The organism is Flavobacterium granuli, from assembly GCF_031456055.1.
GTDB classification, from domain to species: Bacteria; Bacteroidota; Bacteroidia; order Flavobacteriales; family Flavobacteriaceae; genus Flavobacterium; species Flavobacterium granuli_A.
The window spans coordinates 446,026-459,598 of the sequence record NZ_JAVDTX010000003.1 but is presented as its reverse complement, the minus strand read 5'-3'; the positions used below and the strand labels follow the sequence as shown (position 1 = coordinate 459,598).

General features: G+C 35.0%; 13 protein-coding genes. 9 read left to right on the top strand and 4 right to left on the bottom strand.

The genetic code is table 11. The annotated features are described in order from the left end of the window. Positions 1-24: 24 nt before the first annotated feature. Positions 25-420, bottom strand: a complete 396-nt coding sequence (locus J2W95_RS09005) for a rhodanese-like domain-containing protein (RefSeq protein ID WP_310006106.1) — start codon at positions 418-420, stop codon at positions 25-27. Between the two features lie 147 nt (positions 421-567). On the opposite strand from J2W95_RS09005, the gene J2W95_RS09000 reads away from it, so the two are divergent. The 9 genes from J2W95_RS09000 to J2W95_RS08960 all read left to right on the top strand — a co-directional run bounded on the left by J2W95_RS09000 (position 568) and on the right by J2W95_RS08960 (position 9,310). Then, positions 568-1,458, top strand: coding sequence for a LysR family transcriptional regulator (locus J2W95_RS09000; protein WP_310006104.1), 891 nt, complete (start codon positions 568-570; stop codon positions 1,456-1,458). Next, a complete protein-coding gene (locus J2W95_RS08995) occupies positions 1,455-2,279 on the top strand; it encodes an NAD(P)H-binding protein (protein WP_310006102.1) in 825 nt (274 codons plus the stop codon). The genes J2W95_RS09000 and J2W95_RS08995 overlap by 4 nt, the downstream gene beginning before the upstream one ends. A 1-nt stretch (position 2,280) precedes the next feature. Then, positions 2,281-3,210, top strand: coding sequence for a DMT family transporter (locus J2W95_RS08990; RefSeq protein WP_310006100.1), 930 nt, complete (start codon positions 2,281-2,283; stop codon positions 3,208-3,210). A 12-nt stretch (positions 3,211-3,222) separates the two neighbouring features. Further along, positions 3,223-5,169: a S9 family peptidase gene (locus J2W95_RS08985; RefSeq protein WP_310006099.1), complete on the top strand. Its 1,947-nt coding sequence runs from the start codon at positions 3,223-3,225 to the stop codon at positions 5,167-5,169. A gap of 152 nt (positions 5,170-5,321) precedes the next feature. Then, complete coding sequence (locus tag J2W95_RS08980) at positions 5,322-5,999, top strand: SCO family protein (protein WP_310006096.1); 678 nt, start codon at positions 5,322-5,324, stop codon at positions 5,997-5,999. 71 nt (positions 6,000-6,070) lie between these two features. Beyond that, complete coding sequence (locus tag J2W95_RS08975; RefSeq protein WP_310006094.1) at positions 6,071-6,307, top strand: FeoA family protein; 237 nt, start codon at positions 6,071-6,073, stop codon at positions 6,305-6,307. Positions 6,308-6,309: 2 nt separating this feature from the next. Next, positions 6,310-8,409 carry a ferrous iron transport protein B gene (feoB, locus tag J2W95_RS08970; RefSeq protein WP_310006092.1) on the top strand — a complete coding sequence of 700 codons (2,100 nt, stop codon included), beginning with the start codon at positions 6,310-6,312 and terminating at the stop codon, positions 8,407-8,409. A 7-nt stretch (positions 8,410-8,416) separates the two neighbouring features. Next, positions 8,417-8,539 carry a FeoB-associated Cys-rich membrane protein gene (locus J2W95_RS08965; RefSeq protein WP_310006090.1) on the top strand — a complete coding sequence of 41 codons (123 nt, stop codon included), beginning with the start codon at positions 8,417-8,419 and terminating at the stop codon, positions 8,537-8,539. Positions 8,540-8,824: 285 nt separating this feature from the next. Continuing rightward, positions 8,825-9,310, top strand: a complete 486-nt coding sequence (locus J2W95_RS08960; RefSeq protein ID WP_310006088.1) for a YybH family protein — start codon at positions 8,825-8,827, stop codon at positions 9,308-9,310. Positions 9,311-9,510: 200 nt separating this feature from the next. On the opposite strand, the gene J2W95_RS08955 is transcribed toward J2W95_RS08960, so the two are convergent. From J2W95_RS08955 to J2W95_RS08945, 3 genes are all read right to left on the bottom strand, one after another. Further along, entirely contained in the window at positions 9,511-10,686 is a 1,176-nt protein-coding gene (locus J2W95_RS08955; RefSeq protein ID WP_310006087.1) for a hypothetical protein, read from the bottom strand. A 218-nt stretch (positions 10,687-10,904) separates the two neighbouring features. Beyond that, positions 10,905-11,558, bottom strand: coding sequence for a metal-dependent transcriptional regulator (locus J2W95_RS08950; protein WP_310006084.1), 654 nt, complete (start codon positions 11,556-11,558; stop codon positions 10,905-10,907). A gap of 93 nt (positions 11,559-11,651) precedes the next feature. Further along, the gene (locus J2W95_RS08945; protein WP_310006083.1) at positions 11,652-13,523 is read right to left on the bottom strand and encodes an Nramp family divalent metal transporter; all 1,872 of its coding nucleotides are present in this window, start codon (positions 13,521-13,523) and stop codon (positions 11,652-11,654) included. Positions 13,524-13,573: the final 50 nt, after the last annotated feature.

The window sequence follows — 13,573 nt, the reverse complement described above, 5'->3', positions numbered from 1 at the left end:
CCGCATTTTTTATAAACTATTCCATCAACAGGCACATTCAAATTTCAGCCCCCCTTTGTTTCCTTTAGTTCCTTCAGTCGCGTAGCCGTCAAATTTCCACCACTCGATTCCACCAATTAATTCTTTTACTTTAAATCCTAATTTGGTCATATTTAAAGCTCCTTTCGTGGAAGCATTACAGCCTATTCCATCGCAATAGGTAACATACAAAACGTCTTTGTCCAAATGGGCTGTTGTTTTAGGACTCATTTCACGATGCGGAATATTAATCGCGTTTGGAATGTGTTCTGCCTCAAATCCAAATGCTTTTCGGGCATCGAGAGCGATTACTTTTTCTCCGTTATTTAAGGCGTCAAACAAATCGGACGGATCCATTTCGAAGGCCAGTTTGTTTTCATAGTATTTTATTTGCTCTTCCATTAATATTGCTTTTTAGATTGATTAATAATCCAAAATTAGGGCAACTAAATTTACCATAAAAACGAAAAGAATTCATCTATCCCATCAATTATTTTCATACAAATCCAAGTATAAATTTTGTTCCTTTGTGAAAACAATTTTCAAAAAATGGAAATCAGACATCTAAGATTGATTAAGGCAATTGTCGAAGAAGGAAGCATCACAAAGGCGATAGACAAACTGCATTTAACGCAATCGGCCTTGAGCCATCAACTTAAAGAAGCCGAATACCAATTGGGTACACAGCTGTTTTTGAGAACAAACAAAAAACTGGTTCTGACCAAAGCAGGCGAGAAATTATATGAAATTGCAAATGAGATTCTCGACAAACTTTCGGAAACAGAGCACCAAATAAAAGAGATGGTTTTCGGGGAATTTGGAGAAATCGGTATTAGTACTGAATGTTTTTCCAGTTATCATTGGTTGCCCTCGGTTTTAAAACAATTTCATAATTTATACCCAAATGTTGAATTGAAAATTGTTACCGAAGCCACTCATTATCCGCTACAAAAACTATTGGATAATGTAATCGACATTGGAATAGTCAGTGACCAAATCAAAGATGATAGAATAAGATATTTGGAGCTTTTTCAGGATGAAGTCGTTATGGCTGTTTCTGAGAATCATCCCTGGGCCAATAAAAAATATGTGGTTGCAGAAGATTTTGTAGATGAACATTTAATCATTCATTCACTGCCGATGGAAACGGTTACGATTCATCAAATGGTTTTGGCGCCAGCCCAAGTAACACCTAAAAAAATAACACCATTACCCCTCACTGAAGCCTCCATCGAAATGGTCAAAGCCGATATGGGCGTAATGTCTATGGCAAAATGGGCATTGCAACCTTATTTAAAAAACAGTCCGATCAAAGCCATAAAAATTGGTAAAAATGGGCTCAGAAGAAAACATTACATCGCCATTAGAGCCGAAAAACAATATCCGGATTATTTCAACCATTTTATTGGCTTTTTGCAAACTGAAATCAATCTCCAATGAAATATATAAGCATATTAGGCTGTGGTTGGTTGGGTTTGCCTTTGGCGAAATCCTTACTAACAAATGGTTTCTCTGTAAAAGGTTCAACTACATCTGAAGAGAAACTTACTTCTTTAAAATCATTGGGCATTAACCCTTTTTTAGTTTCGCTTGACAGCAAAAGTATAACTGGAGCCATCGAAGAGTTTCTCGATGGAAGTGAAACTTTGATTATCAATATTCCGCCTCAATTGAGAGGAAAAAATAGCGATATCACAACTGTAAATGAAAAGATATTTGTGGAAAAGATAAAAACCTTGATTCCTTATATTGAAAAATCGGCCATAGAAAATGTACTTTTTGTGAGTTCAACTTCCGTTTATGGCGAAGTCGATGGAACGATAACCGAAGAAACTATTCCTAAACCCGATACCGAAAGCGGAAAACAATTACTGGAAGTGGAATCACTTTTACAGAATAACCCCAACTTCAAAACCACGATTCTCCGTTTTGGTGGACTCATTGGCAAAGACCGAAATCCTGCCAAATTCTTGGCTGGAAAAACAAATCTTGAAAACCCCGAAACACCCATCAATTTCATCCATCAAGAAGATTGCATCGGCATTATACATAAAATCATAACTACCAATTCTTGGAACGAAATCTACAATGGTGTGAGTCCTTTTCATCCCACAAGAGAAACTTATTATACACAAAAAGCAATCGAATTAATCTTACCTTTACCACAATTTGACCACTCAAAACCTTCAATTGGAAAATTGATTTTGAGCGATAAAGTAGAAACTGTTTTAGGCTACGCCTTTATTAAAAATAATTTATAAGTTGATAACAAATATAAAAGACGCTTTTAAGTCAAGAATAAATTCCATTGGGTTGCCAATTTTGGCTTTATGCTGGGTTAGCTTTTTTTGGGGTACCACGTGGTTGGCTTCCAAAGAAGGCGTTAAACACATGCCAGCATTACAACTCGCTGGCATTAGACAATTTATTGGAGGATCTTTATATCTTGCCTTTTTCTTGTTTAAAAAAACACCTTGGCCCAAAGGAAAACAATGGAATACTATCATAATTCTAAGTTTACTTAATTTTGTTTTAAGCAATGGACTCAGTACTTGGGGTGTAAAATACATCAGCAGTGGATTGGGCGCAATCATTGGGGCTATGGTTCCTTTATGGATTGTATTCATCAGTATTTTTAAAGGCGAAAGAGTCACCAGACTGGCTGTTTTGGGAATTTTGGTTTGCTTTGGAGGTGTTTGCGTTATATTTTATGAACACTTACTTGATTTTTTACAACCCGACTTTCAATTTGGAATAATTCTTTCGATAGCGGCAACGATTACTTGGGCTTTTGGTACTTTATATACCAAGAAAAAAGCGGCGAGTTTCAACCCTTATTTTAGTTTGGGATTGCAAATGTTTATTTCCAGTATTTTTCTTTTTTCATTTGTAGGTGCTACTGGTGCTAGCATTCCGCTTTCGGAAATTCCTGCCAATTCTTGGTGGTCCATTCTCTATTTGGTTTTTATTGGCTCTGTGTTGACCTTTATTGCTTTTATTTATGCCCTGCAAAAACTACCAACCGAATTGAGCAGTGTCTATGCTTATGTGAACCCAATAGTTGCAGTTATTCTGGGAGCTTTTATTTTTGGGGAACCATTAACCACTGCAATTATCTTTGGCGGTAGCATAACTTTAATTGGATTATATTTGATTAACTTAGCTATGCGAAAAAAACAGTATAAATCTTAATAAAGGGTATTTATGAAAATCAAAATTTTTGTTTTAATTCCAACTTTCGTTGGTTTATCGTTTGTCCATGCTCAGCAAAAACAAAATGTTATCGTTCCTAATGAAAACTTAGTGACCGAAAACATCGCTCCAATTCCAAGTGAGTTGGCGGGTCAGGTCAAAAAATATTCTGAGGCAAGAGGAGCAACTTTGGCTGAAATTCATCCTACAAAAAACGAAGTCATAATCAGCACCCGATTTGGATCGACTTCACAATTACACCTCGTATCCCAACCCATAGGTGCAAGAAGACAAATCACCTTTTTTGATGAACCTGTAAGTGGTGCTTCCTATGAACCCATTAAAGGTGAATATCTTATTTATTCCAAAGATATTGGTGGTAATGAATTCGGTCAATTATTTAAATTGGATTTAAAGACACTTCAATCTACCTTACTCACCGATGGTGGAAAATCGCAAAATGGCGGTGTGACATGGCGTGAAGATGGAAAAGGATTTTACTATTCCTCTACCAAAAGAAACGGAGGAGATAGAGATATTTATTATATGGATCCCAACAATCCCAGTTCAAACAAGCTTATCCTTGAAGTAAAAGGCGGTGGCTGGGGAATTCAGGATATTTCAAAAGACAATAAACAATTATTGGTCAGCGAATTTATTTCTGCAAATGAATCCTACTTATGGTCATTAGACACAGAAACCGGAAAAATTACCGAAATTACCGATCGAAAATCTAAAAATATAGTTCAAAACAATGCTGAATACAGCAATATTGCAGATGAAATTTGGTTTGTGACTGATCGTGACAATGAATTCAAACGATTGGCCACCCTGAATTTAAAAACAAAAAAAGTAGGCTATCATACTTCTAAAATTCCTTGGGACGTAGAACAATATTCACTTTCTGATGACAAAAAAACAATTGTGTTTATAACCAATGAAGCGGGCCTAAACAAGATGTATCTTATGAATACTGCCGATAAATCATATCAGGAAGTCAAAAATATTCCTATTGGTCTTATTAGTGGAGCCGATTTCACCAAAGACAATCAAAATATTTTCTTTTCACAATCTACAGCCCAAACAGCTTCCGATGTTTATAAATTAAATATAAAAACAGGCAATATCGAGCAATGGACAGCGAGTGAACTTGGCGAAATGCAACAGTCCGATATGTCTACACCTAAATTCATTGAATGGAAAAGCTTTGATAACCAAACTATTTCGGGTTTTTATTATCCCGCTTCACCAAAATTCACAGGAAAAAGACCCGTTATCATCAACATCCACGGTGGTCCCGAAGGACAATCATCTGCTTCTTTTTTAGGTTCCGGTAATTATTATACAAATGAAATGGGAGTTTCCATAATTTTTCCAAATGTTAGAGGTTCTTCTGGTTTTGGCAAAACATTTTTGCTAAAAGATAATGGGTTTTTAAGAGAAGATTCAGTAAAAGATATTGGAGCATTACTAGACTGGATTGCGCTTCAACCCGATTTAGACAAAGACAGAATAATGATTATGGGCGGAAGTTACGGCGGTTATATGACACTTGCCACTGCCTATCATTATGCAGACAAATTAAAATGTTCTGTTGATATAGTTGGAATTTCTAATTTTAATACGTTTTTAAAAAACACAGAAGAATACCGAAGAGACTTAAGGAGAGCTGAATATGGAGACGAAAGAGACGAAAAGATGGCAGCTTTTTTCAATAAAATAGCGCCTTTGAACAATACTGATAAAATTAAAAAACCAATGTTTATCGTTCAAGGAAAAAATGACCCTCGGGTTCCTGTGACAGAAGCTATCCAAATGAGGGACAAACTAAAAGCACAAGGCAACACGGTTTGGTATCTTGAAGCAAAAGACGAAGGACATGGCTTTAGAAAAAAAGCAAATATCGATTACCAACGTCTTGCATTAATCCGATTTATGCAAGAATATTTGTTGAAATAATTCCATATAAAATCCCATTCTACACAAAGAAGAATGGGATTTCATATTTTTGAATCATATTAAATCACCAAATTTTGAATCTTTTTCCCATCCAATAGGTAAAATATCCAAAAAAGAAACTCCTTTTTGTATTTTTGCACCAAATTAATTTTATGTTGTCTATTCTAAAAAAATACAGAACCTACATTGGTGTCGTATTGATTTTCTCCATCATAACACTTTACTTGTTTTATTCGGCTTTGAAACCCAGTAAAACATTGCCAATCTACAATCCTTCGGATGTAAACCCAGAATTGGTGGATAGTACGGTACAATACATCAGCAAGTACCACACGATTGCCGATTTCTCTTTTGTGAATCAAAACGGAAAAACCATTACCCAAAAAGATTATGAAGGTAAAGTATATGTTGCCGACTTTTTCTTTACAACTTGTGGCTCAATTTGTCCAAAAATGACCACCAACTTGGTCGATGTACAAAATGCAGTCAAAAACAATCCAAAAGTTATGTTGCTTTCCCATACCGTTTTTCCAGAGACAGATAGTGTTCCAGCATTAAAAATCTATGCAAAAAAATACGGTGTCATTGATGGAAAGTGGAATTTGGTCACAGGCGACAAAAAAGAAATTTATACGATGGCCAGAAAATCCTATTTGGCTGTAAAGCTTGGAAAACCGGAACAATTGTATGATATGGTACATACCGAAAATTTTGTTTTGGTTGACCAAAAAAGACGTGTCCGTGGATTTTATGATGGTACCAAAAAAGAAGATGTTCAGCGATTAATTGAAGACATTAATTGGCTTTGCTCCAATGAAAAAAATGAGTAAATCTGATAATTGTCAACTATATTTATAATAAAAAATGTATTTTTGTAATCTTAATTCAATCTAAATAAGTTTTGCAAACAACGATACATTCTCTCAAAAAAGGCCAAAAAGCCATCATACTGGATTTTGATATCGATATTATCCCTTTAAAACTTCTGGAAATGGGATGTTTGCCAGGAAATGAAGTCGAATTACTTCAAATTGCTCCTTTTGGAGATCCTTTGTATCTTGACATTAACGGTTCTCATCTTGCCATTCGCATCGAAACCGCCAAACAAATTGAAGTTGAACTCATTAACAACAAATAAAAATGAGTTTAAAAAACATCAACGTTGCATTAATTGGAAATCCAAACGTGGGGAAAACTTCGGTTTTTAATCAACTTACGGGCTTGAATCAACAAGTGGGAAACTATCCCGGAATTACGGTGGAGAAAAAAATGGGTTTTTGCAAACTGCCCAACAACATCAAAGCCAACATTCTTGACTTACCCGGAACTTACAGTTTGAATGCAAGCTCTATTGATGAAAGCGTCGTTATCGAACTTTTGCTTAACAAAAACGACCGTCTCTACCCAGATGTAGCTCTTGTAGTTACCGATGTGGAGAATCTAAAGCGAAATTTACTTCTTTATACCCAAATAAAAGACCTTGAAATTCCAACCATTTTGGTCATCAATATGGCCGACAGAATGGAACACAAAGGCATTAGTCTCGACATACCTTATCTTGAAGAACATTTAAAAACTAAAATTGCACTGATTAGTTCTAGAAAAGGACATGGGATTGAGGAATTGAAAAACTTAATCGTTAGTTATAAAACCATTTCGGCAGAACCCTGTTTGAATGCTTCTGTGATTGATACCGAATATTTCAACAGTCTTCGTCAAGCGTTTCCTAATCAGCTTTTATATAAACTATGGCTGGTTATTACGCAGGATGTCAACTTTTTGAATTTAGAACGCAATGAAATCCGCAGCACGTTTACTAAATCCCATTCGGATTTAAAACGACTGCAACAAAAAGAAACTATCAAGCGCTATCAATTCATCAATGATGTTTTAAAAGAAGGTTTAAAAGTTGACTCCAGCGTTGCCAAGGATTTCCGTAGCAAATTAGACCGAGTACTTACCCATAAAGTTTGGGGTTACGCTATCTTCTTCGTGATTTTGTTTGTGATTTTTCAATCTATTTTTGAATGGTCCAAAATTCCAATGGATTTTATCGATATCTCTTTTGCAACTTTGAGCTCCATGACAAGCGAACATCTACCTTCTGGGATGTTAACCAATTTGATTTCGCAAGGAATAATACCGGGAATCGGAGGTATCTTGATATTCATTCCCCAAATTGCCTTTTTGTTTTTGTTCATTTCGATACTCGAGGAAAGTGGCTATATGAGTCGCGTGGTGTTTTTGATGGATAAAATCATGCGCCGATTTGGATTATCTGGAAAAAGTGTAGTCCCTTTAATTTCCGGAACAGCCTGTGCTATTCCAGCAATTATGGCAACTCGAAATATAGAAAACTGGAAAGAGCGTTTAATCACTATACTGGTAACACCTTTTACAACCTGCTCAGCTCGTTTGCCAGTTTATGCCATTATCATTGGCTTGGTTATTCCCGACACTTATGTTTTTGGAATTTTAAACCTTCAAGGATTAACCTTAATGCTTTTGTATGTAATTGGATTTGGAATGGCGATATTATCGGCTTACATTTTGAATATTATTCTAAAGGTAAAAGGCAAAACATTCTTTGTGGTAGAAATGCCCAACTATAAATTACCTTTGTTCAAGAATGTTGTCATCAACGTAATTGAGAAAACAAAAGCCTTTGTTTTTGGCGCAGGAAAAATCATTTTGGCAATATCTATCATCTTGTGGTTTTTGGCTTCTTACGGACCCGGAAAACAATTCAAAAACGCAGAAGCCATTGTGATAGAAAACACAAAAACAAATCCATTATCTGAAACAGAATTTAATAATGCTGTCGCTTCGCAAAAATTAGAAAACTCTTACATTGGATTAATGGGAAGAGGTATAGAACCGGTTATTTCACCATTGGGTTACGATTGGAAAATCGGAATAGCTATCATCAGTTCGTTTGCGGCCAGAGAAGTGTTTGTAGGTACTTTGGCAACCATCTATAGTGTAGGTGGAACAGACAATGAAAATACTATAAAAAATAAAATGGCGGCAGAAGTGAACCCTATAACTGGCGAAAAGATATTTAACTTTGCGTCAGGAATATCATTACTTATGTTTTATGCATTTGCCATGCAATGCGCCAGTACACTTGCGATTACCAAAAAAGAAACCAACTCCTGGAAATGGCCTGCAGGTCAGCTCGTTTTTATGAGTATATTGGCCTATGTCGTTGCATTAATTGCTTTTCAAATTCTAAAATAGCAACATCATGATTCAAGAAATAATCGCCTTTGCTGTTCTTGTAATTGCACTCTCTTTTTTGATTCGAAAGTTTTTCTTCAAAAAAAAATCGAATAAAAACTGCGGAGACGGTGATTGTGGGTGTAGTTAATTGAATTTTCAATAATCTTAAAAATGTTTTTTTTGCTTTTAAGCAAAAGTTTCTATTCCTTATAAATCCATACTTGGTGCCATTTTTAAACTACTTTTACAAAAAATAAAATTATTCTTTTAGATTTTTTGTTCAAAACATTAAAAGTAGCTGATAATCTTAATCAAAACATCATGAAATAGTCTAATTTCTGATATAAAAAACATTTCTTTCCATTTTTTATCTTAAATTTATGTCATTAATTTTCAATTCCTTAATGCCTAAATTTAAAAAAACCAGAATATTATGAAAAAAACGTTTATTAAAGGATTAGTTGTATCAAGTGTATTGTTATTATTAATTTCCTGTAAAAAAGAAGAACCAGCTGCGGCTGTAATTGACACTAACCAAATCAAAGAAGAAATTCAAGCCAAGGAAAATGAATTTGCCGAAACATACAATGCTGGAATAGTCAAAAACATAGGATATCATGCTGATGACGCAATAACCTATCCGCAAAACAGCAAACCAGTAATAGGCAAGGCTGCAATAGTTGAATTCCTAAAAACCCACAGAGACACTATTTCGGTAGGTAGAAAAATCTCATTCAAAACCGACGAGGTATTTGTATCTAATGATGGAAATCAAGTCGTAGAAGTTGGTACTTATAAAGTAACAGATTCTACAGATGCAGTTGTAAATTCAGGAAATTACATGAGTTTATTTGTAAAAAGAGATGGTAAATATGTTTGTTTAAGAGACATGAGTACATCCGATTTGCCAAACGAATAAAAACGTCAATCTATTTACTAAAAAATGTTCCCAAAATTAATTATGCTGTTTTTCAATTATAGCTTTATGAATAGCATTATTTCAACAATAAATCAACAAAGGAAAATCGTTTAAATCTTTATTTTTTGCACATAAAAAAAACCCTGATATTCTTTTATCAGGGTTTTTTATTTTCTATTTACAGAATACTATGGAATCGATTAACGTCTTCTTCCTCCACCTCCGCCACTAAATCCGCCGCCACCGCCACCTCGGTAACCGCCGCCGCCGCCGCCAGATCTGTAACTACCACCGCTACTTCCTCTATTGAAACTAGAACCAGATCCAGAATTAAAACGAGATGAACTCATTGAATTAGAAGACGATGGTCTCGGTGAAGAGGATGACCTATTGCCTTCACGCGTTGAAGCAGAAGGTCTGTTAGCAGAAGATGATCTGTTGCCATCTCTTGTCGAAGCAGAAGCTTTATTAGCATCTCGTCCAGAAGAAGATCTGTTTCCATCACGTGTCGAAGCAGAAGCTTTATTATCTCTTGAAGAATTTAAATTATTGTTGTTTCTGCTGTTGTTGATATTATTGTTTCTACTATTGTTTATGTTATCACGCGATATATTATTCGCAGTGTTTCTACTGTTGTTGTTATAGTTATTGTAACTATTATGATTAATATAAACATTGGAATTATGATAACCATAGCCTCCGCCATGATAGTGATAATGGTTATGGCGATAAATCCCTACTGCCATAACAGTAAAGGCTGCAGCTGCAAAATAAGGAGGATAATATCCATAGTAATAAGGAGGATAATAAGGCACATACGCTGGTGAATACACATATTGCACAATTGGGGCTTGCTCAACAACAACCGTAGTGGTTGGAGCAGGCACATTCACTGTAACCGGATTGGACCCTGTATAGGCTGGATTAGAAGTTACTCCACCACTGCCTTTAGGAACGGGCTCTACAATATAGTCCTTTCCATATAAATCTTTGTCGCCGACAATTTGTAAACTTATCTTTTTGTCTTTATCCTTTGACACGAAAATAACAGCTACATCTTGAGTTTCAGTTTTACTGATAGGGTCTCTAAGAATAAATGTAAAGTCATCTCCATCTTTCTTGGTTTCAACTTTGATAAAATCAACTTTTTTATCGCCATTTAAATCCAAATTATTTATTTTACTTTTTTCGTCATTCAATGACTTCTCAAAATCTTCAATTGTTTTGGACTTTTGAAAAAGATCCAATACCGCATAAAGATCTAAGTTGTCTCCTGGCAAACCTAATTCTCCAGTATCACTAGTTGTCTGAGAAAAACCGTTTAGTCCAATCAAACTCATTGCAATTACTAGAACTGATAAAAATCTTATTTTCATAACATTATGATTTAAATTTGTATTGTAAATATAGGAAACAAAACTTAATAAATTTATTCCTCTATTAGAATATATTACAGATAAATCAAATCTTGTGCCAAATAAACAGACCTTTTTGCAATGTTTTGTTAATACTAATAAAATTACCTCAGCTGACCAAAATTAATTCACAAATTAAATTTCGTAAATTAAATTTCGATTCGAGACAAACAATTGATTTAAATCACTTTAACAAATAAATTACTTGCTATCTTATTGGAAATAACAAATTCGATATCATTTACTTTTATTTTCAAAGACAAATCAAAAGTTTCTTTAGTTACTACTTCAATTTTAGTTCCCAGTCCAATTTGCTGCTTGTCGAGGTATTTCAGGAAATCGGAAGAATTGTCTTTTACTCCTACACATATCCCAAATTGATTTGCCAATAACTCAGACAACAATTGCTTTTCTATCGTAATTATTCGGCCTTGCGCATCGGGAATTGGGTCACCGTGTGGGTCTTCTGTAGGATTTCCAAGAAAATCATCGAGCTTATTGATCAGTTTCTCAGATTTGATATGTTCGAGTTGTTCGGCGATGTCATGAACTTCATCCCAAGAAAAATCAAGCTTCTCAACCAAAAACACTTCCCATAAACGGTGCTTTCTCACAATCATCTTGGCGGCTAGCTTTCCCTTTTCTGTTAATGAAACTCCTTGGTATTTTTTATAATTAACCAAATCTTTTTCTGCCAATTTTTTTAGCATATCTGTTACTGATGAAGCTTTGGTTTCCATCATTTCGGCAATAGCATTGGTACTTACTTCACTATCCAGACTAGTAGTAAGATGATATATGGATTTTAGGTAATTTTCTTCGGAGAAAGTCATTTTTTAAAGTTTCTAAGTTTAAAGATTCTGAGATTCTAAGCTTAAATATTTCTAAAAAACCCTTAGAAACTTAGCCACTCAGAGCCTCAGCTACTATTTTTTTACAATCAACAAAGGTATTGAAATTTTATGGCGTAATTTATCGACTGTAGTTCCAAAAATTAGATCTTTCAAGCCTGTATGGCCATGAGTTCCCATGACCAAAATATCAAAACTACCATTATTTATTATCGTTGGAATAATTTTAGTAGGATTTCCAAATCCTAATTCTGTTTCAATTGTAAAGCCCTTTTGCGAAAGCATCTCTTTGTATTCCTGCAATAACTTTTTATCTATCAACGTTTCATGATCGTCAATATTTTCCCCATAAACCATAGCTCCAACGGTTTCCACTATGTGTATTAAAGTATATTTTGCATCCATTCCACCCAATTCGAAAGCATGATTCAAAGCAACTTCATCAGCATCAGAAAAATCAACTGAAACAGCAATGTCTTTGTTTGAATAAGTTCCAACTGAAGAAAATTTCAAAGTCAAAAGATGTGGTGAATGATTTTGAATATCCTGTTTTGCCTTGGTAATAAATGGTTTAAAAACAATATAAAGTAATAGTCCCAGAAAAAAAAGTGCCAAAGGAACAACTGTTAACCACAGTACAATTGGATTTTCAGAAGATTCAAGCCAACCACTGATTTCGTTAAAAACCAATTTCGCATTTAATGAAACGATAATGGAAGCTATAATCCAAGCTGCAATTTGTGTTGTTCTAGAAATATGAAATCCTTTCATTTTAGTTTTGTCACTCACGAAATGAATTAACGGAATGATAGCAAACCCTAATTGTAAACTCAAAATAACTTGGCTTAAAATCAATAATTTTCCCGTTACGCTTTCGCCATAAATTAAAATCACGATAACTGCAGGAATAATAGCAATTAACCGTGTAATTATTCTTCGAACCCAAGGTTGGATACGCAAATTCAGATAGCCTTCCATCACGATTTGACCTGCTAATGTTCCTGTTATAGTCGAACTTTGACCAGCTGCAATTAAGGCAACAGCAAACAAAATCGGAGCCCATTTGTTTCCTAAAAGCGGTTCCAAAAATCGATGAGCATCTTGAATTTCGGCAACCTCAAACATACCATTTCTATAAAATGTGGCCGCTGCCAAAATTAAAATAGCAGCGTTTACAAAAAACGCTAAGTTGAGCGCAATTGTTGAATCGATAAAATTGTATTTCAGAGCCTGTTTGATTCCAGCTGGACTTCTATCAAATTTTCGGGTTTGTACCAATGAGGAATGCAAATACAAATTATGTGGCATAACCGTTGCCCCAATAATCCCGATAGCTATGTATAATGCCGTTTCACTTGGAATCGAAGGAACTAAACCGTAAAGAACTTTGTCCAATTCCGGTTGGGCAAAAATCATTTCGAATACAAAGGAAAAACCAATAATCGCCACCAATACAATAATAAAAGCTTCCATTTTTCGGATGCCCTTATTGATTAAAAAAAGCAACAAAAAAGTATCCAAAACCGTAATTAAAACCCCTTCGATAAGCGGAATATCAAACAATAAATTGATCCCGATTGCCATTCCCAATACTTCTGCAAGGTCGCAGGCTGCTATCGCAATTTCTGCCAAAAAGTATAGTATGTAGTTTATGGGTTTTGAATAGGTTTCTCTGGAAGCTTGCGCCAAATCGCGTTGTGTAACGATTCCGAGTCGGGCACTTAAGCTTTGCAATAGCAATGCCATTAAATTACTCATCAGCAATACCCACAACAAAGAATAACCAAACTGGCTTCCGCCTGCAATATCCGTCGCCCAATTCCCCGGATCCATATACCCCACACTAACCAAATAGGCTGGACCAAAAAAGGCTAATATTTTTCTGAAAATTGTAGTTTTATTTTGAGTCGCCACCGATTGGTGAACTTCTTCAAGTGATTTAGTCATTATTAAAAGATTAAAAAACAAATATATAAAATATATTTACATTGATGGAA